General features: G+C 74.0%; 16 protein-coding genes. 12 read left to right on the forward strand and 4 right to left on the reverse strand.

From position 1 onward, the window contains the following. Window positions 1-1,368 (reverse strand): VWA domain-containing protein, encoded by a 1,368-nt coding sequence (locus KSE_RS22720; RefSeq protein WP_014137690.1) that lies wholly within the window; start codon window positions 1,366-1,368, stop codon window positions 1-3. Between the two features lie 93 nt (window positions 1,369-1,461). Between KSE_RS22720 and KSE_RS22725 the strand changes: the two genes are divergently transcribed. Then, on the forward strand, window positions 1,462-2,301 hold the full coding sequence (locus tag KSE_RS22725) for an ABC transporter ATP-binding protein (RefSeq protein WP_033258392.1): 840 nt from the start codon (window positions 1,462-1,464) through the stop codon (window positions 2,299-2,301). Further along, on the forward strand, window positions 2,298-2,945 hold the full coding sequence (locus tag KSE_RS22730; protein WP_014137692.1) for a hypothetical protein: 648 nt from the start codon (window positions 2,298-2,300) through the stop codon (window positions 2,943-2,945). The genes KSE_RS22725 and KSE_RS22730 overlap by 4 nt, the downstream gene beginning before the upstream one ends. 34 nt (window positions 2,946-2,979) lie before the next feature. On the opposite strand, the gene KSE_RS22735 is transcribed toward KSE_RS22730, so the two are convergent. Then, entirely contained in the window at window positions 2,980-4,413 is a 1,434-nt protein-coding gene (locus KSE_RS22735) for an MFS transporter (RefSeq protein WP_014137693.1), read from the reverse strand. Window positions 4,414-4,572: 159 nt separating this feature from the next. Between KSE_RS22735 and KSE_RS22740 the strand changes: the two genes are divergently transcribed. From KSE_RS22740 to KSE_RS22760, 5 genes are all read left to right on the forward strand, one after another. Beyond that, window positions 4,573-5,076 carry a DUF1269 domain-containing protein gene (locus KSE_RS22740; protein ID WP_014137694.1) on the forward strand — a complete coding sequence of 168 codons (504 nt, stop codon included), beginning with the start codon at window positions 4,573-4,575 and terminating at the stop codon, window positions 5,074-5,076. Between the two features lie 94 nt (window positions 5,077-5,170). Further along, window positions 5,171-6,520, forward strand: a complete 1,350-nt coding sequence (locus KSE_RS22745) for an FtsW/RodA/SpoVE family cell cycle protein (protein ID WP_014137695.1) — start codon at window positions 5,171-5,173, stop codon at window positions 6,518-6,520. 86 nt (window positions 6,521-6,606) lie between these two features. Then, on the forward strand, window positions 6,607-8,031 hold the full coding sequence (locus KSE_RS22750; protein WP_051055920.1) for a penicillin-binding transpeptidase domain-containing protein: 1,425 nt from the start codon (window positions 6,607-6,609) through the stop codon (window positions 8,029-8,031). Window positions 8,032-8,128: 97 nt separating this feature from the next. Then, entirely contained in the window at window positions 8,129-9,535 is a 1,407-nt protein-coding gene (locus tag KSE_RS22755) for an APC family permease (protein ID WP_014137697.1), read from the forward strand. A 38-nt stretch (window positions 9,536-9,573) separates the two neighbouring features. After that, window positions 9,574-11,112: a N,N-dimethylformamidase beta subunit family domain-containing protein gene (locus tag KSE_RS22760; protein WP_014137698.1), complete on the forward strand. Its 1,539-nt coding sequence runs from the start codon at window positions 9,574-9,576 to the stop codon at window positions 11,110-11,112. A gap of 21 nt (window positions 11,113-11,133) precedes the next feature. On the opposite strand, the gene KSE_RS22765 is transcribed toward KSE_RS22760, so the two are convergent. Together KSE_RS22765 and KSE_RS22770 are read right to left on the reverse strand one after the other, a co-directional pair. Next, window positions 11,134-12,903, reverse strand: coding sequence for a penicillin-binding transpeptidase domain-containing protein (locus KSE_RS22765; RefSeq protein ID WP_014137699.1), 1,770 nt, complete (start codon window positions 12,901-12,903; stop codon window positions 11,134-11,136). Window positions 12,904-13,072: 169 nt separating this feature from the next. Further along, on the reverse strand, window positions 13,073-14,833 hold the full coding sequence (locus KSE_RS22770) for a dolichyl-phosphate-mannose--protein mannosyltransferase (protein ID WP_014137700.1): 1,761 nt from the start codon (window positions 14,831-14,833) through the stop codon (window positions 13,073-13,075). Between the two features lie 138 nt (window positions 14,834-14,971). Between KSE_RS22770 and rsmI the strand changes: the two genes are divergently transcribed. The 5 genes from rsmI to KSE_RS22795 all read left to right on the forward strand — a co-directional run bounded on the left by rsmI (window position 14,972) and on the right by KSE_RS22795 (window position 19,648). Then, the gene (rsmI, locus tag KSE_RS22775; RefSeq protein WP_033258365.1) at window positions 14,972-15,817 is read left to right on the forward strand and encodes a 16S rRNA (cytidine(1402)-2'-O)-methyltransferase; all 846 of its coding nucleotides are present in this window, start codon (window positions 14,972-14,974) and stop codon (window positions 15,815-15,817) included. 215 nt (window positions 15,818-16,032) lie between these two features. Next, complete coding sequence (locus KSE_RS22780; protein WP_014137702.1) at window positions 16,033-16,449, forward strand: hypothetical protein; 417 nt, start codon at window positions 16,033-16,035, stop codon at window positions 16,447-16,449. Between the two features lie 113 nt (window positions 16,450-16,562). After that, on the forward strand, window positions 16,563-18,167 hold the full coding sequence (metG, locus tag KSE_RS22785) for a methionine--tRNA ligase (protein WP_014137703.1): 1,605 nt from the start codon (window positions 16,563-16,565) through the stop codon (window positions 18,165-18,167). Beyond that, entirely contained in the window at window positions 18,167-19,054 is an 888-nt protein-coding gene (locus tag KSE_RS22790; RefSeq protein WP_014137704.1) for a TatD family hydrolase, read from the forward strand. The genes metG and KSE_RS22790 overlap by 1 nt, the downstream gene beginning before the upstream one ends. A 42-nt stretch (window positions 19,055-19,096) precedes the next feature. Next, a complete protein-coding gene (locus KSE_RS22795) occupies window positions 19,097-19,648 on the forward strand; it encodes a Uma2 family endonuclease (protein ID WP_051055331.1) in 552 nt (183 codons plus the stop codon). The last annotated feature ends 14 nt before the right edge of the window (window positions 19,649-19,662 follow it).

Here is a 19,662-nt window from a genome sequence, read left to right on the forward strand (position 1 = left end):
TCAGTTCTCCCGCCAGACGGCGATCCGCCAGCGTGCCAGCCAGCCGAAGATCAGACCGGCGAGCAGGCCGGCCAGGGTCAGGACGCCGAGCAGGATCCAGCCGCGGCCCAGGCCCATCGCGGGCCCGTCCGGGGCCGGGGAGGCGGCGGCGACGTCCACCGTCAGCTCCAGCGGCAGGCCCGGGTCGGCCTGCACGCCCGCCTGCGCGGCGAACGAGTTGCTGACGACCAGGCAGACCGTCCGGGTGCCCGACAGCACGTCGGACGACGTGCCCTTCGCGCCCTTCGAGCCGGTCGAGCCGGTCGACGGGGACGCCGACGCGGAGTCGTCGTCCTCGGCCGCCGACCAGCGCAGGCCGGTCGAGGCCACGTCGGTGCGGCCCGAGCCGGCGTCGCTGCCGCGCACCAGCTCCTGGCCGCCGCTGTCGGTGGCCCGCAGCAGCACGCCGTAGTCCCGGGCGACCGCCCGGTCCGGGGTGACGCTGACCGAGGCGCGCAGCTCCTCGCCCGCCTTCACCGGCACCCGGTAGACCCGGTGCTCGGAGAACTTCTCCCGGTCGGTGTAGACGCCGGGCGTCAGCAGCGGGGCGTCCGCGCACTTGTCGGTGCCGGAGACCTTCGCCGGGGTGATCGCGTGGGTGTCCTGGGCGCGGTTGACCAGCTGCTTGACGCGCTTGGTCAGCTGCTCCTGGGTGCGCACGTCGGTGAAGGTGCCGCCGGTCGCGTTGGCGATGCAGATCAGCTGCTGCCGGGTCTTGTCGTCGTGCGCCAGGCCCAGTGTGTCCACCACCAGGTGGATGCCCTGGCTGGCCAGTTCGCGGGCGACGTCGCACGGGTCCGGCGGGGCGCAGGTGTCCTCGCCGTCGGTGATCAGCACGATCCGGCGGGTGGTCGGACCGGTGCCCAGGTCCTGCGCGGCGGCGCGCAGCGCGATCCCGATCGGGGTCCAGCCGGTCGGGCGGACGGTGGCGACGGCCGTCTTGGCCTCCACCTTGTTCGTCTTCCCGACCCGGTAGAGCTGCTGGGTGTCCTTGCAGCCCTCCTTCTGGTCACTGCCCGGGTACGTCGCGCCGAGGGTCCGGATGCCGAACTCGGTCTCGTTCGGCAGCGCGTCGATGACCTCGGCGATCGACTGCTGGGCGACCTCCATCCGGCTCTTGCCCTGGATGTCGATGGTCCGCATCGACCCCGAGCCGTCCAGGATCAGGTCGACCTTGGGCGCCTCGGTCGCGGCGGGCGGGGCCCCGGGCTCGTCGGCGTGCGCGGGGAGGGTGCCCAGCACGGTCCCCGCGACTATCGCCAGGGCCCCGAGCAGGGCGGCCGCGCGGGCCGTCCGTCGTGGTGTGGTGGTGGTGATCACCCGCCGCATCCTAAGGACCGTCAGTTCGATTCGCCCAACGCGGGTGGTGGGCGGCACCTACCCTGAACGGACGGGCGGGACGGGCGAGGAGAGAGCGTGACGGTGCGTCTGACCGGAGTCGGCAAGCGCTACGGGCGCGGCGGCCCGTGGATCCTGCGCGACGTCGACCTGGCCCTGGACGCGGGCGGCGTGATCCGGATCGAGGGCGCCAACGGCAGTGGGAAGTCCACCCTGTTGAAGGTGCTGGCCGGCATCGAGCGCGCCGACCGCGGCACCGTCGACGCCCCCGGCAGCCGCGCCTACGTCCCCGAACGCTTCCCGCCCGCGCTGCCGTTCGACGCCCGCGACTACCTGCGCCACCTCGGCCGGGCCCGCGGCCTCACCGCCGCCGAGAGCCTGCGCCGGGCCGACCACTGGCTGGAGCGCTTCGGCATCGCCCGCCACGCGGGCACCCCGATCGGCCGGCTCTCCAAGGGCACCTGCCAGAAGGTCGCCGTCGCCCAGGCCCTGCTCGCCGAAGCCGACCTGCTGCTGCTGGACGAAGCCTGGACCGGGCTCGACCAGGCCGCCCGCGGCGAACTCGACGCCGCCGTCACCGAACGGGCCGCCGCCGGCGGCCTGGTGGTCTTCGTCGACCACGACCCCGGCCGGCTGGCCGGCCTCACCACCGCCGGACACCTCGTCCGGGACGGCGCCCTGCGCCCCGCCCCGCTCCCCGCCGCCGAGCCGGACGGCCCCCGCACCGCGGTCGTGGTCCGCGCCGAGCGCCTCCCCGAGCACCTCCCCGGCCGCCCCGCGCGCGAACCCCGCGCCGACGGCACCGTCCGGCTGGAGGTGGCGGCCGCGCACTCCGACGCGCTGCTGCGCCGGCTGCTGCACGCGACGCCCGCCGTGCACGTCCACGCGGTCGGACCCGCGACCACCGAAGGGACCCCCTCGTGACGCTGCGCGTGCTGACCCGCTACCACCTGGAACTGCTGGTGCGCTCGCAGCGCTGGCTGGGGCCCGGGCTGGCGTACGTGGTGCTGATGGGGCTCGGGGTGTCGGCCGGCGACGACGCGCTGTCGGCGGCGGCGTTCTCGGCCGGGCTGCTGGTGCCGGTGACGGGCTGGCTGGTGCGGGCGGCGGTCGGGGCGGAGCCGCCGCAGTCGCGGGCCTGCCTGGTCGCGGCGGCGGGCCGGCCGCGCGTGCACCTGGCGGCCCTGCTGGCGGCCGCGCTGGCCGGGCTGGGGCTGGGCGCGCTCGGACTGGCCGCGGTGCTGCTGGTGGGCAGCGGGGGTTCGGGCCCGGCGGCCGCGGCGGGCGTGCTCGCGACGCTGGTGTGCGTGCTGTCGGGGACGGCGGTGGGCGCGGTGTGCAACCGCCCGGTGGTGCTGGGCGGGTACGCGGTGCCGCTCGGGCTGGCCGGGGTGGTCGCGGTGCTGCTGGTGCCGGGGTCGCCGGCCAACGCGGTGGTGCGGGCCCTGGTGCTGGGCGCGCGGCGGCACGAGCCGGGCGCGCCGTGGTGGACGCTGCCGGTGGCGGCGCTGCTCGCGGCGGCCTGCTGCCGGGTGGCGGTCGCGGCGGCGGTCCGCCGGGGCGGCTGAACCGCGGCGGCCGAGGCACGATCGGGGTACGCGGTCAGTCGGCGCGGGCCCGGGCGGCGAGCGCGGCGAGCAGCGCGGCGGGGAGCAGGAGCAGCGCGAACGCGGCCCGGTAGCCGTCGAGTCGGCCGCCGCCGAGGGCCAGGCAGGCGTTCAGGACGGCGGAGGCCAGCGCGAGGACGCCGAGCTGGCCGAGGTTCTGGTTGGTCTGCATCGCGCCGCTGGTGCGCCCCTCGCGCCCGGCCGGGCTGTGGGTGAGCGACAGCACGGTCAGCGCGGGGGCGGCCAGGCCCATGCCGACCGCGGCGAGCGGCATCGCGGGCGCGGCGGTCAGCGCGGGCAGCCCGGGCAGGGTGCCGAGGACGGCCAGGGCGACGGCGCCGGTCAGCACCAGCGCGCCGACGGCCACCAGCCGGTGCCGGGGCACCCGGTCGAGCAGGTGGCCCTGCGCCCAGGAGGCCCCGGCCCAGGCGAGCGCCGAGCCGGTGAACGCCAGCCCGCTGACCACCGGGTCGACGCCCCGCTCGGTGACCAGCATCAGCGGGACGTACGCCTCCAGGGTGAAGAAGGTGCCCGAGCCCAGGCCGCGCAGCAGCACGGTGGCGGGCAGCCCGCGCACCGCCCGCCAGGTGCCGGCGGGCAGCAGCCGGGGCGCGAGGACGACCAGCACGGCGGCGCCCGCGGCGGCGGCCGACAGGTGCCGCCCGTCCCGGCCGGAGACGCCGTACTGGGCCACCGCCGCGCCCGCGCTGACCGCCGCGGCGACCAGCAGCGGCGGCCGGGGCGGCCGTTCGGCGGGCGCGGCGGGTCGGGGGAGGCGGCGCAGCACCAGGACGAGCAGCAGGGCGGGCAGCGCGGTGAGCGCGGCCAGGCCGTAGAACACGGCGCGCCAGGACCAGAGCGCGCTGACCGCCCCGGCGAGCGGCGGCCCGACCAGCGAGGGGACGACCCAGCAGGTGCTCATCAGGGCGAGCACCCGGGCGCGCAGCCGCTCCGGGTACGCCTGCCCGATGGCGGCGTTGACCGCGACGGCGACCGCGCCCGCGGCCAGGCCGTCCAGGAAGCGCCCGGCGGCCAGCTGCCAGACCGTGCCCGCGGCGGCGGAGACCAGCAGGGTGGCGACGGTGAGGGCGGTCGCGGCGGCCAGCGGGGCGCGCGCGCCGGAGCGGTCGGACCAGGCGCCGCCGAGCACCCCGCCGAGCAGGCTCGCGGCCACGAAGCCGCCGGCCACCAGCGGGAACAGCGTCAGCCCGTGCAGGTCGGCGACGGCGGTCGGCAGGACCGGCACCACCGCGAGGGCGGCGAACCCGGCCAGGAACATCACCGCGGTGAAGCAGGCGGTGGCCGCCCGGTGCTCCCGGGACAGCAGGCCGGGCTCCCGCCCGGACGGCGCCGGCGGTACCCGCGGAACCCGCTGCGCCGACCGCGCCGATGACACTGACCGCACCGCTCGGCCTCCCCGTTCCGGCATCCGCGCCTCATGTTCGCAAGCGGACCGAACCGCGGCAAGGTCCAGACCAATTTCCGGCCCGCCGGAAACGGACACACCGGAACGGATGGGATTAAATACGGCAAATCCTGGCTAGGGTGCTGGGAGACGTGCCCCAAGCCTGTCGGAAGGAAGCCCGCCGTGAGCAACCTGTTCGCCATCGCCTACCCGGATGTCCCCACCGCGCAGCGGGTCCGTGACGAACTGGTCGGCCTGCAGAAGCAGAAGCTGGTCGACCTGGAGGACGTCGTCGTGGTCGAGCGCCGCGAGGACGGGAAGATCAAGCTGCACCAGGCGGTGTCCAACACCGGCCTGGGCGCGGCCTCCGGCGCGCTCTGGGGCGGGGTGATCGGCCTGCTGTTCTTCATGCCGTTCCTCGGCGCGGCGATCGGCGGCGCGACCGGCGCGGCGGTCGGCGCCTCCACCGACACCGGCGTCGACGACAACTTCATGCGCCAGGTCGGCGAGAAGCTGGAGCCCGGCAAGGCCGCGGTGTTCGCGCTGGTCCGCTCGGCGACCCAGGACAAGGTGATCCCGGCGGTCGCGCAGTTCGGCGGCGAGCTGATCCAGACCTCGCTCAGCCACGACGAGGAGGAGCACCTGCGGGAGATCGCCAAGGCGGCCAACCCCGCGTCCACGCTCTGACACCACCGCAGGACCCCTCCGGCGGGGTGCCGGGCGCCGTGACGCCCGGCACCCCGCCGTCCGTGCCCCTACGAGCTGCCGAGGACGGCTGCCGGTGGCGACTGACTCCGCGACCCGGGCGGCCCGGGTGCCCCGCGCGCGCCCGGCCGGGACCGGGCGCTGGACCGAACTGGTGCTGGTGCTGGCCGCCGTGGGCCTCGCGGTCTTCGGCTACGTCGAGGTCGGCGTCAACATCGACGGCAAGGCCCCGCCGGACGCCGCCCAGTACGGCGCCGCGCTCGGCGTGCTCGCCCTGCTCGCGCACGCCGCGGTGCGCTGGCGGGCCAGGTGGGCCGATCCGCTGCTGCTGCCGATCGCGGTGCTGCTCAACGGCATCGGCCTGGTCGTCATCTACCGGCTGGACCGCAACCCCGGCAGCACCGCCGCCCCCACCCAGCTGCTCTGGTCCACCCTCGGCGTCGGCCTGTTCATCGCGGTGCTGCTCCTGCTGCGCGACCACCGCCGGCTCCAGCGCTACGCGTACGTCGGCGCGTTCGTCGCCCTCGTCCTGCTGGTGCTGCCGGTGTTCTTCCCGCCGGTCTACGGCTCGCGGATCTGGATCACGCTGGGCCCGCTGTCCTTCCAGCCCGGCGAGTTCGCCAAGATCCTGCTCGCGGTCTTCTTCGCCGCCTACCTGGCCGCGCACCGCGACGCGCTGGCGCTGACCGGCCGCAAGGTGCTCTGGTTCCAGCTGCCGCTCGGCCGGGTGCTCGGCCCGGTGCTGCTGATCTGGGCCGCGTTCGTCGGCGTGCTGGTGCTGGAGACCGACCTCGGCACCTCGCTGCTGTTCTTCGGCCTGTTCGTGGTGATGCTGTACGTGGCCACCGCCCGCACCGGCTGGATCGTGATCGGCCTGCTGCTGTCCGCGCTGGCCGCCGTCGGCGTCGGCTGGCTCTCCCCGCACGTGCACAGCCGGGTCACCGAGTGGCTGCACCCGCTGGCCTCGATCGAGGCCGGGCAGGGCGCCAACCAGATCGCCCAGTCGCTGTTCGCCTTCGCCTGGGGCGGCCAGCTCGGCACCGGCCTGGGCCTGGGCCACTCCGCGCTGATCGGCTTCGCCACCAAGTCCGACTTCATCCTGGCCACCGTCGGCGAGGAACTCGGCCTGACCGGCCTGTTCGCGGTCCTCCTGCTGTACGCCCTGCTGGTCTCCCGCGGCTTCAGGACCGGCATCGCGCTGCGCGACCCGTTCGGGCGGCTGCTCGCCATCGGCCTGGCCGCGCTGGTCGCCATCCAGGTGTTCGTGGTGGCCGGCGGCGTCCTCGACCTGATCCCGCTGACCGGCATGACGCTGCCGTTCATCGCCCAGGGCGGCTCGTCCGTGGTCACCAACTGGATCATCGTGGCGCTGCTGGTGCGGATGAGCGACCTCGCCCGGCGGCCCGCCCCCGAGGAGAACGCGTGAGGCTCACCCGCCCCGAGGGCACCAACGGCGGGCCGCAGGGACTGCCCGGCATCTCCACCACCGGCCGCCGGGCCGGCACCTTCTGCATGCTGCTGATCGTCGCCCTCGCCCTCCAGGCCACCCGGGTCCAGGTGTTCCAGAAGAAGGAGCTCGACCACAACAGCGCCAACCAGCGCGCCACCATCCAGCGCTACGCCCAGCCCCGCGGCAACCTGCTGGTCGGCGGGCAGCCGGTCACCGGCTCCAGCGCGACCGGCGGCCGGTACGCCTACCAGCGCACCTACACCGACGGCCCGCTGTACGCCGCGGTCACCGGCTACTCGTCCCAGACCTACGGCAACACCCAGCTGGAGGGTGTTGACGACGACCTGCTCTCCGGCACCGACCCCCGGCTGGCCGGCTGGGCGGTCTGGGACGCCGTCACCCGGCAGCAGCAGCCCGGCGGCGACGTCGTCACCACCATCGACCCGGCCGCCCAGCGCGCCGCCCTGCGGGGCCTCGGCAACCAGAAGGGCGCCGTCGCCGCGATCGAACCCGCCACCGGCCGGATCCTCGCCCTCGCCTCCACCCCGAGCTACGACCCCGGCAGCTTCGCCGGCACCTCGAACGCCGACCAGGCGGCCTGGAAGAAGCTCCAGGACGACCCCGACCAGCCGATGCTCAACCGGGCGCTGCGGCAGATCTACCCGCCCGGCTCCACCTTCAAGGTGGTCACCGCCGCCGCCGCGCTCGCCAACGGCGTGGTCACCGACATCGACGCCCCCACCGGCGCGCCCTACCCGTACGTGATGCCCGGCACCACCACCCCGCTCAACAACGACACCACCGCCTGCGACCAGGCCGGGCTCTCGCTCGACGAGGCGATGACGCTCTCCTGCAACAGCGTGATGGGCTACCTCGGCGTGCAGACCGGCCTCGACCGGATGACCGCGATGGCCGGGAACTTCGGCTTCAACGACGCCAGGCTCGACACCCCGGTCCGGGCCGCCCGCTCCAACTTCGACACCGACATGAACAAGTCCCAGCTGGCGCTCTCCTCGATCGGCCAGTACGACACCGCCGCCACCCCGCTGGTGATGGCCATGGTCGCCGCAGGGGCCGCCAACGACGGCCAGGTGATGTACCCCCAGCTCGTCGACAGGCTCACCAAGGCCGACGGCAGCCAGGTCCAACTGATGCACCCCAGCCTGTACCACCAGGCGTTCGGCGCCGGAACCGCCCAGCAGCTAAGGCAGTTGATGGTCAACGTGGTCGAGAACGGCACCGGCCGCAACGCCCGGATCCCCGGCGCCGAGGTCGGCGGCAAGACCGGCACCGCCCAGCACGGCGTCGACAACTCCGGCACCCCGTACGCCTGGTTCATCGCCTGGGCCCGCCCGTCCGGCTCCGCCGCCGTCCCGCCGGTCGCGGTCGCCGTCGTGATCGCCGACAGCCAGGCCACCGACGTCACCGGCGGCGGGCTCGCCGCGCCGATCGCGAAGTCCGTCATGCAGGCCGTGCTCGACAAGTGACCCGGCGCAAACGGCGGAAAAGCGGTGATTTGCTACTGTCCCGGTCTGATTCCCCACCTTCCCCGCCTTCCCCACCTTCCCCACCAGAAGGACACCGATGAGCACCACCCCCCTGCTGCGGCGCAAGCCCGTGGACACCCTGATCGCCGAAGCAGGAGGCACCGGCGCCGGGCAGCTGCGCCGCTCCATCGGGCTCTGGCAGCTCTCCGCGATCGGCATCGGCGCCACCGTCGGCACCGGCATCTTCTTCGTCCTCACCACCTCCGTCCCCGAGGCCGGCCCCGCGGTCGTGCTGTCCTTCGTGATCGCCGCCGTCACGGCCGGCCTCACCGCGCTCTGCTACGCCGAACTCGCCTCCGCGATCCCGGTCTCCGGCTCCTCCTACTCGTACGCGTACGCCACCATGGGCGAGCTCGTCGCCTTCGGGGTCGGCGTCTGCCTGCTGATGGAGTACGGCGTCTCCGCCTCGGCGATCGCCGTGACCTGGGGGCAGTACCTCAACCAGTTCTCCGACCTCGCCTTCGACGTCCACCTGCCCGCCGCGCTCACCGCGCCGCCCGGCGAGGGCGGCGTCTTCAACCTGCCCGCGGTGGTGCTGGTGGTGCTGGTCACCGTCCTGCTGATCCGCGGCGTCGGCGAGTCCGCGAAGGTCAACGCCGTGATGGTGGCGATCAAGCTGGCGATCCTGGTGCTCTTCGTCGCCGTCGGCCTGACCGGCTTCACCGCCGGCAACTTCACCCCGTTCGCGCCCAACGGCTGGGACGGCGTGCAGACCGCCGCCTCCACCATCTTCTTCTCGTTCATCGGCCTCGACGCCGTCTCCACCGCCGGCGAGGAGGTCCGCGACCCGCGCCGCACCCTGCCGCTGGCCATCCTGATCTCGCTGGTCGTCGTCACCGTGTTCTACCTCGCCGTCGCCGTCACCGCGATCGGCGCCCAGCCCTGGGAGCAGTTCGACGGCCAGCAGGCCGGCCTCGCCCAGATCCTGCAGAACGTCACCGGCCAGACCTGGCCCGCACTGGTCTTCGCCGGCGGCGCGATCGTCTCGATCTTCTCGATCACCCTGGTGGTGATCTACGGCCAGACCCGGATCCTCTACGCGATGGGCCGCGACGGACTCCTGCCGCCGCCCTTCACCCGGGTCTCCGCCCGCACCGGCACCCCGGTCTGGAACACCCTGGTGGTCGGCGCCGCGGTGGCGGTGCTCGCCGCGGTCTTCCCGCTGAAACTGCTCGCCGACATGACCTCGATGGGCACCTTGGTGGCGTTCAGCGCGGTGTCGGTGGGCATCATCGTGCTGCGCCGGACCCGCCCCGACCTCCCGCGCGGCTTCAAGGTCCCGTTCTACCCCGTGACCCCGCTGCTCAGCGCGGCCTGCTGCGTCTACCTGATCACCAAGCTGCACACCGACACCTTCGTCGCCTTCGCGATCGTGCTGGCCTGCGCGGCCGTCCTCTACTTCGGCTACAGCGCCAAGCACTCCCGGCTGGCCCGCACTCCCTAGGCTGGCGGGGCCGAACGTTCGAACACGGGAGTGACACCTTGGGCACCACCGGACGCCGCCGTTTCCTCGGGCTGGCCGCGGGTGCCGCGGCGGGCCTCACCGCCTGCGGCCCCGGCGGCCGCCCCGACCGGCCCGCCGCCCCGGCTTCCGGCACCGCGAGTGCCGAGGCCGCCGCCGGCCCTTCCACCGGCTCCGCCGCCGCGCCGGGCCCCGGCCCGTCGGCGAGCGCCGCGGAGAACGCCAGGCCCGGCGACCCGGACTGGCGGATCACCGGCGCCGGGCCCGCCGCGGCGATCGAGGGCTGGGCCGACCGGGTCAGCGTCCTGCCCGGCGAGAGCTTCGGGCTGCACGTGTCCACCACCGCCCCCGGCTACACCGTCACCGCCTACCGGATGGGCTGGTACGGCGGCGCCCGGGCCCGGAAGGTCTGGCGCTCCGACCCGCAACCCGGCACCCGGCAGGCGCCGTTCACCGTCGACAAGGCCACCCGGACGGTCAGCACCGGCTGGTCCCGCACCACCGCCGTGGACACCACCGGCTGGCCCGAGGGCTGCTACCTGCTGCGGCTCGACGCCGTCGGCGGCGCCGGGCAGCGCTACGTCCCGCTGACCGTCCGCTCCCGGAGCACCGCCGGGACGGCCGTCGTGGTCAACGCCGTCACCACCTGGCAGGCGTACAACGAGTGGGGCGGCTACAACCTGTACAACGGCCCCACCGGCGGCCTGCCCACCCGCTCGCTCCAGGTCACCTTCGACCGGCCCTACCAGTACGACGACGGCGCCGGGCTGTTCCTGGTCTACGAGGCCCCGCTGATCGCGCTCGCCGAGAAGCTCGGCGTCCCGCTGTCGTACACCACCGGCATCGACCTCGCCGCCGACCCCGGACTGCTGCACGGCGCCAGGGCGGTCCTCTCGCTCGGCCACGACGAGTACTGGTCGCCCGAGCAGCGGGCCCACGTCACCGCCGCCCGCGACGCCGGGACCCACCTGGCCGTCCTCGGCGCCAACTGCTGCTACCGGCGGGTCCGCTACGAGCCCTCGCCGACCGGGCCCGACCGCACCGTGGTCTGCTGGAAGGGCGCCTGGAAGGACGACCCCGGCTACCGGGCGGGCCACCCCGCCACCACCGACTTCCGCTCCCCGCCCGGCGCCGACCCCGAGTCCTCGCTGCTCGGCGTCCGCTACGACGGCTACCCCGTCGACGCCCCGTACGTCGTCACCGACGCCGGGCACTGGCTGTTCGCCGGCACCGGCGCCAAGAACGGCGACAGCTTCCCGCACCTGGTCGGCGTCGAGTACGACCGGGTCGACCCGTCCTCCCCGACCCCCGCCGGGATCCGGATCCTCGCGCACTCCCCGGTGGTCTGCGAGGGCCGGCACTCGTACGCGGACAGCGCCCTCTACACGGCGGGCAGCGGGGCGCTGGTCTTCGCCACCGGGACCATGCGCTGGGTGGAGTCGCTGGAGGCGACCGGACCGGCGGGCGGCAGCGCGGTCCACGGCATCGACGGCCGGGCGGGGGACTTCACCCGGGCGGTCACCGCGAACCTGCTGCGGAGGTTCGCGGCGACCGGGTAGCCGGGGCCCGCCCGCCGGGGCCTACTTGTTGCCGACGTGCAGCACCTTGGAGACCGCCGGGCCGGCGGCCGCCGAGCCGTGGCCGCCGCCCTGGACCTCGGCGGCGACGGCGAGGTTGCCGGAGTAGGCGGTGAACCAGGAGTTCGCGTCGGCGCTGGAGTCGACCTCGGCGGTGCCGGTCTTCGCGCCGGAACCGGCCGGCAGGGCCGGCTTGACCACGGCGGCGGTGCCGGAGCGGACGGTCTGCACCATCAGCGACTGCAGGCTGCCCAGCACCTCGGGGGAGAGGTTGCGGGCGGCCTTCTTCTGCTCCATGCCGGGCACCAGGATCGGCTGGCGGAACACCCCGGACTGCACGGTCGCCGCGACCGAGGCCATGCCCAGCGGGTTGGCCCGGACCTTGCCCTGGCCGATGAACTCGCTGGCCGCGCCCGCCATGTTGCCCTCGACCGGGATGTCGGTGTCGAAGTTGGACAGGCCGGTCCGCCAGACCAGGCCGAGGCCGAAGACGTCCTTGGCGATCGCCGGCAGGCTGTTCGGCTTGAGGACGTCCTTGCCCTTCTCGATGAAGGAGGTGTTGCAGGAGTTCACGAACGCGTCGGTGAGCGTGTAGTCCGGGTGCGCGCCGGGCTCGTCGTTGGAGATCGACTTGCCGGTGACCATGGTGGTCTCGGGGCAGGGCATCGGGGTGGTCGGCGTGACGCCCGCCTCCAGCAGCGCCGCCGAGGTCAGCACCTTCATGGTCGACCCGGGCGCGGTCGCACCGGAGAAGGCCCGGTTCTGGCCGGTCGACGGGGAGAACGCGTACGCCAGGATGCCGCCGCTGCTGGGCTCGATCGCCACCAGCGAGGCGGGCTTGCCGCCCTGCCCGGCGACGGCCTGCTCGGCGGCGGCCTGCAGGTCGGCGTCCAGGGTGAGCTTCAGGTTCGGGACGGCCTTGGGCTCCTTGAGGGTGAACAGCTTCTCGTCGGCGGTCTTGGCACCGCCGCCGGCCGCCGGGGAGCCGCTCGGGCTGGGCGAGGCGCCGGCGCCGGCGCCGGCGTCCGCCGCCGAGGTGATCACCACGCCGCTGCCGGCGTCCGCCGGGTCGCCGCCCTGCGGGGCCGCCGAGCGGAGCTGGTTGAGCAGGCCGGTCAGCGAGGGGTAGCCGCCGAGCGGCTTGCCCTTGCGGTCGGTGACGGTGGACGGCGCGGCGTACAGCGGCTTGACCGTGATCGTCTCGTTCGCGTCCAGCTTGGGGTGGATGACGCTGGGGGCCCAGTGCACGGCGGCGGTGCCGTCGCTCATCTTGACCACGCCGAGGACGCCGTCGTAGTTCCAGGGGGTGCCGGTCTCGGCGAACTCCACCGAAGCCTTGAAGCTCTCCAGCACGCCGGTCGGCGCCGCCGGGGCGCTCGCGGCGGCGGAGGCGGTGGCCGCGCCGGAGGCGGGCGCGCTCGCGGACTTGGACGCGGCCGGGCTGGGCGCGGTGGTGGGGCCGCCGACGGTGAGGTGGACGGCGCTCGGCTTCACCTTGTCCTGGAAGGACTGCAGGGCGGCCTGCGCCTTGTCCGGGTCGTCGGTGAGCTTGGCGGCCGCGAACAGGTCGCCCTTGGCCCAGGCCTCCAGGAACGCCTTGGCGCCGGACGCGGCGAGCTCCTGGCTGGGCGGCTCGGCCACCACGGTGCGCGGCTTCTTCGCCTCGTCCTTGCCGGACCCGCCGCCCCCGACCAGGGCGTACGCCCCGTAGCCGCCGCCGACGAGCACGGCTGCGGCGACGACGGAGACGCCGATCTTCGCGCCCTTGTTCACGTGGAGTCCCCCATGGTGTGTGGTGGCCGGCTGGGACCGGCGGCCACGACACCATAGGCAGACATCTTCCGTGCACTCACGACACCGAAGCGGTTTGTGACAGTTCCGGTACATGTGAGCGGGTGTGGCGGCCGCCGGGAGCGGGCGGCGGTGCGGTGCGGGTGCCGGGTCAGATCCAGGTGTCGAGCCACATGCGGGCCCGCCACTCGTCCATCGGGATCGTCTGCCCGGTGTAGATCGGGTAGAAGTACAGGAAGTTCCACATGATCGCGACGACCAGCAGCCCGGCGCCGGTGGCCCCGGCCAGCCTGCGGTCGGGCGAGGCGTCGGAGCGGCCGAGGATGCCGCCGATCATCATGGTCACCGCGAGCACCAGGAACGGGACGAAGCAGACCGCGTAGAACAGGAAGATCGTCCGCGCCTGGTAGTTGAACCAGGGCAGGTAGCCGGCGGCCAGCGCGCACAGGATCGCCCCGGCCCGCCAGTCGCGGCGCATCACCCAGCGGTACAGGCAGTAGAGCAGGCCGGCGATGCCCGCCCACCACAGGAACGGGGTGCCGATGGCGAGCACCTCGCGGGCGCACTCGGCGGTGGTGCAGCCGGCCTGGCCGTTCTTCGGCGACTCGTAGAAGAACGAGACCGGGCGGCCGACCAGCAGCCAGCTCCACGGGTTGGACTGGTAGGTGTGCGGGTCGTGCAGGTTGACGTTGAAGTGCCAGATCTCGTGGTGGTAGTGCCACAGGCTGCGGGCCCAGTCCGGCATCCAGCCCCAGGTGTCGCTGGGGTTCAGCGCGGCCCAGTCGCGCAGGTAGCCGCCCTTGCCGCTCTCCGGGGAGGAGAGGATCCAGCCGGTCCAGGTCGCCAGGTAGGTGACGCCGGCGGTCAGGCCGACCGACACCGCCGACCAGGCGAAGTCCCACAGGTCGCGCAGGCCGACCCGGCCGCCGGCCAGCCGGCGGGCCGAGGAGTCCCAGAAGCCGGCCAGCAGCACCAGGGCCAGGATCGCCGGGGCGCCGCTCCACTTGGTGCCGGTCATCAGGCCCAGGCAGACCGCCGCGGCCAGCCGGTACGGGCGCCAGCCGAGGTGCCACCAGTCGGCGCCCAGGCCCTGCTCCAGCCGGGCGGCGAGCCTGGCGCGGCTCTTGTCCCGGTCGACCAGCAGCAGGCCGAACGCGGCCAGGAACCAGAACATCACGATCAGGTCGAGGATCGCGCTGCGGCTGAGCACGAAGTGCAGGCCGTCGACCGACAGCAGCAGGCCGGCCACGCAGCCCAGCAGGGTCGAGCGGAACATCCGGCGGCCGATCCGGGCCAGCATCAGCACCGAGAGGGTGCCGAGCACGGCCACCATGAAGCGCCAGCCGAACGGGGTCATCCCGAACCACTGCTCGCCCAGGCCGATGATCCACTTGCCGACCGGCGGGTGCACCACGAACGCCGCGGTGTCGCTCGGCGACACCACCGGGTTGGGCGCGGTGATCAGCGCGTTGGCGTCGGAGGGCCAGTTGCCCTCGAAGCCCCGGTCCCAGAGCGTGTACGCGTCCTTCGCGTAGTACGTCTCGTCGAAGATCAGCGCGTGCGGGCTGCCCAGGTTCGCGAAGCGCAGCACGCCCGCGAAGAGCGCCACCGCCAGCGGCCCCAGCCAGCCGGCCCACCGGCACAGCCAGGACCACACCGGGTCGGGCAGCCGGACGCCCAGCCGCACCAGCAGCGGGGACGGCGGGACGGTCGCGGGCGTGACGCCCGGGCCGTCCGGCATCGGCGGCACCAACTGCTGCTCCAGCGGCGTGCGCCGCAGCGCCCGGTAGCCCGCGCCGGCCAGCGCCCGGGCCCACCGGGAGGCCGGTTCGGGCTCCGTCCGCGGCGCCGGAACGGCGGCCGGGTCGGCCGGTTCAAGCACGGTCACGCCGCCCCGCTCGGGGTGGTCCATACCACTCTCCATGTCGCCGTTCACGGGCCACATCGTAGGGGCAACGGCGGAAGTCACAAGGGGTCCCCGGCCCTCGCTTGCGACCCGCGCCCCTTCCACCAGCCACGAGGGGCCGCCCGGTAGGGGAGGATGGTGCACGTGACTGGTGTTCTCGTACTGGCAGGTACCCCCATCGGCGACGTCGAGGACGCGCCGCCCCGACTGCGCGCCGAACTCGCCGGCGCCGACGTCATCGCGGCCGAGGACACCCGGCGGCTGCGCCGGCTGACCCAGGCGCTGGGCGTGGTCCCGGCCGGCCGGGTGGTCTCGTACTTCGAGGGCAACGAGGTGGCCCGCACGCCCGAGCTGGTGGCCGCGCTGCTGGACGGTTCCCGGGTGCTGCTGGTCACCGACGCGGGCATGCCCTCGGTCTCCGACCCCGGCTACCGGCTGGTGGACGCCGCCGTCGCGGCCGGGATCAAGGTCACCGCGGTGCCCGGACCGTCCGCGGTGCTGACCGCGCTGGCGCTCTCCGCGCTGCCGGTCGACCGGTTCACCTTCGAGGGCTTCCTGCCGCGCAAGGCCGGCGACCGGGCCCGGCAGCTCGCCCAGGTCGCCGCCGAGCCGCGCACCATGGTGTTCTTCGAGGCCCCGCACCGGATCGCCGAGACGCTCGCCGCGATGGCCGAGGCGTTCGGCGCCGAGCGCTCCGCCGCGGTCTGCCGGGAACTGACCAAGACCTACGAGGAGGTCAGGCGCGGCCCGCTGGCCGAGCTCGCCGCCTGGGCGGCGGACGGCGTCCGCGGCGAGATCACCGTGGTGGTGGCCGGCGCCCCGCCCGCCGCCCCCGAGGAGGTCGGCCCGGCCGAGCTGGCCCGGCGGGTGGCCCGCCGGGAGGAGGCCGGGGAGCGCCGCAAGGAGGCGATCGCGGCGGTCGCCGTCGAGCTGGGGCTGCGCAAGTCGGTCGTGTTCGACGCGGTGGTGGCGGCCAAGCACGCGCCCTGAGCCGGGGCCCCGGCGGCCCGGCCGGTCAGCTTGTATGGCAATGGCCGAAATCGCGCGTACGTTGGAATGAGCACCCCAGCGGTGGGCCAATTCGGGGCCAAGACTTGGCAAGCCGGGCATCGGACGCAGCCGCCCGGGCATTTCCTGGGATGCAGCACCCCGCACCCGGCCGCCAGGACCGGGCGACGGGCTCCGAGCGAAGCGAGGTGGCGCGCATGAGCGACACGATCGACAGCCCCCGGAACGGCGGAGCACCCAGCGGACTCGGCACGACCAGCCGTCCCGCGCCCGTGCAGACGGTCCACGAGGCGTACTCCTTCGCCTGCCTCAACTGCGGCTACGGCTGGGAGCAGGCGTACGACATCGAGCACCACACGGCCAAGGACGGCCACACCGTGGTCGAGTACACGGCGAACGGCGTCCGGGTCCCCTCCCCGCTGCGCGAGCTGGTCTGCCCCGGCTGCGGCGGCGAGCGGGTCCGGATCATGCGGGCCGGCCGGGTGGCCGGCGTCGCCGCCGTCATGAAGAACGGCTCCGGCTACGCCCCCACCGCCGAACCCGAGGGCCCGCCGGTGCCCGCCCGGCTGCGGGCCGGGCTCCGCTGGCTCCGCTGGCTGCGCCGCACCGGCTGACCGCGCCTCCCGCCGGACCGCCCCCGACCGGGGCGGTCCGGGGCGGTCCGGGGCGGTGCGGCCGGTGCGGGGCGGTCCGGGGCGGTGCGGCCGGGCCACTAGGATTCCGGGGTATGGCGGCCTTGGAAGAGCACACCAGCAGCGACGCGTACTACGTCACCACCCCGATCTACTACGTGAACGACCGGCCCCACCTGGGCCACGCGTACACGACCGTGGCGGGCGACGTGCTGACCCGCTGGCACCGGCAGCGCGGCGAGGACGTCTGGTACCTGACCGGCACCGACGAGCACGGCCAGAAGATCCTGCGCACCGCCGAGGCCAACGGCGTCACCCCGCAGGAGTGGTGCGACAAGCTGGTCGGGGAAGCCTGGAAGCCGCTCTGGGAGCACCTGCGGATCGCCAACGACGACTTCATCCGCACCACCGAGGCCCGGCACACCGACCGCGTGCAGGAGTTCGTCCAGGACCTGTACGACAAGGGCGAGATCTACCAGGGCAGCTACACCGGCCCGTACTGCGTCGGCTGCGAGGAGTACAAGCTCCCCGGCGAACTGCTGCCCGGCACCACCGAGGACGAGAAGCTCTGCCCGGTCCACAAGCGCCCGGTCGAGTGGCTGGAGGAGGAGAACTACTTCTTCCGGCTCTCCGCGTACGGCCCGAAGCTGCTGGAGTTCTACGCCGCCAACCCGGACTTCATCCAGCCCGCCTCCGCCCGCAACGAGGTGCTGCGCTTCGTCGAGCAGGACCTCAAGGACCTGTCGATCTCCCGCTCCACCTTCGACTGGGGCGTCCCGCTGCCCTGGGACGCCAAGCACGTCCTGTACGTGTGGGTCGACGCCCTGCAGAACTACATCACCGCCGCCGGCTACGGCAGCGACCCCGAGCGCTTCGCCCGGCTCTGGCCCGCCTCCGTGCACCTGGTCGGCAAGGACATCCTGCGCTTCCACGCCGTCATCTGGCCCGCCATGCTGATGGCCGCCGGACTGCCGCTGCCGCGCCGGGTCGTCGCCAACGGCTGGCTGATGGTCGGCGGCGAGAAGATGAGCAAGTCCAACCTCACCGGCATCGCGCCCACCGACCTGACCTCGCACTTCGGCGTCGACGCGTACCGCTACTACTTCCTGCGGGCCATCCCGTTCGGCACCGACGGGTCCTTCTCCTGGGAGGACTTCACCGCCCGCTACACCTCCGAACTCGCCAACGACTTCGGCAACCTGGCCTCCCGGGTCGCCGCCATGGTCGGCAAGTACTTCGACGGCGCGCTCCCCGCCGCCACCGCGCACGGCCCCGCCGAACAGGCCCTCGCCGACGCGCTGGTGAAGGCCACCGCCGAGGCCGACCGGAAGATCGGCGAGGAACTCGACTTCGCGGGCGGCATCGCCGCCGTCTTCGAGTTCGTCAAGCTGGTCAACGGCTACCTCACCGAGCAGGAGCCCTGGAAGGTCGCCAAGGACACCACCGCGGAGGGACAGGCCCGGCTCGCCACGGTCCTGTACACCGCCGCCGAGGCGCTGCGGGCCACCGCCGTCCTGCTCAACCCGCTGATGCCGGACTCCGCCGCCGAGCTCTGGGACTCGCTCGGCGCCGAGCCCGCGCTCGGCGCCCTCGCCGACCAGCGGATCGCCACCGTCGCCGACTGGGGCCGACTGCCCGCCGGGGCCACCGTCACCAAGGGCGAGATCCTCTTCCCCCGGCTCGAGGAGAAGCCCGCCTGATGGCCGCGAGCAAGGGCAAGAAGGAGCAGGACCGCACCCCGCCGCCGCTCCCCGAGCCGCTGGCCGTCCCGGTCGCCGACTCGCACACCCACCTCGACATGCAGTCCGGAACCCCCGCCGAGGGCCTGGCCCGGGCCGCCGCCGTCGGCGTCACCACCGTCGTCCAGGTCGGCTGCGACGTGCCCGGCTCGCGCTGGGCCGCCGACCTGGCCGCCGAGCACGAGCAGGTGCACGCCGCCGTCGCCCTGCACCCCAACGAGGCGCCCCGGATCTTCCTCGGCGACCCCGACGGCTGGTCCGGGCAGCGGCGGACCCCCGGCGGGCAGGACGCCCTCGACGAGGCGCTCGCCGAGATCGACCGGCTCGCCGCCCTCCCGCACGTCCTCGCCGTCGGCGAGACCGGCCTCGACTACTTCCGCACCGGCCCCGAGGGCGTCGACCTGCAGAAGGAGTCCTTCCGCCGGCACATCGAGATCGCCAAACGGCACGGCAAGGCCCTGGTCATCCACGACCGCGACGCCCACCAGGACGTCATCGCCCTCCTCCTCGAAGAGGGCGCCCCCGAACGCACCGTCTTCCACTGCTACTCCGGCGACGCCGCGATGGCCCGCACCTGCGCCGAACACGGCTGGTACCTCTCCTTCGCCGGCCCCGTCACCTACAAGGCCAACCACGCCCTGCGCGAAGCCCTCACCGCCACCCCCCTCGACCGCGTCCTGATCGAGACCGACGCCCCCTTCCTCACCCCGCACCCCTACCGCGGCCGCCCCAACGCCCCGTACCTGATCCCGGTCACCCTGCGCGCGATGGCCGACCACCTGGCGCTCGGCGAGGACGAGTTGGCGACGGCGATCGCGGCGAACACGGCCCGGGCCTTCGGCTACTGAGGGTGCCCGCAGCGCTACCCTGGCGGCGTGTGGAGCAAGTGGATGAACGCGCCCGCGCGTGGCTGGACCGGCGAAGAGATCGGCGACACCGAGTTCCCGTTCAGCTGGGAGCTGGTGGACGGGCTGGTCACCCCGGTGCCCTTGCACGACTGGTGGCACGACCGCGTTCGAGACTCGTTGAACGCGGCGGTTCGCCCGCAGGCGGTGGAGCCGGTGTCAGTGATCGGCCCCACCACGCTGGTGTTCGATCCGTGCAACTGGGTCCGGCCCGACATGGTGGTGTACGACGCATCGGGCCTTGACGTCCGCACCACTGTCACCCTGCCGCTGAGGTCGGTGCTGCTCACCGTGGAGGTCGTGGTCCCGGCCACCCGATCCACCGACCGCTTCCGCAAACCGGCGCAGTACGCCGGAGGCGGCGTCCCGTCCTACTGGCGCGTCGAGCGCGGGGACGACGACGTCCCCGTCGTGCACGAGTTCCGGCTCGACCCGGAGCAGGGCGTCCACCTCCCCGTCGCCGTGCACGAAGGGTCGCTCCGCACCGAGCTGCCGTTCCCCGTCGAGATCGATCTGAAGCGGCTCGTCAGGCGCTGACCCTTATCCTTGGC

It is taken from the genome of Kitasatospora setae KM-6054, from assembly GCF_000269985.1.
In the GTDB taxonomy this organism is placed as follows: domain Bacteria; phylum Actinomycetota; class Actinomycetes; order Streptomycetales; family Streptomycetaceae; genus Kitasatospora; species Kitasatospora setae.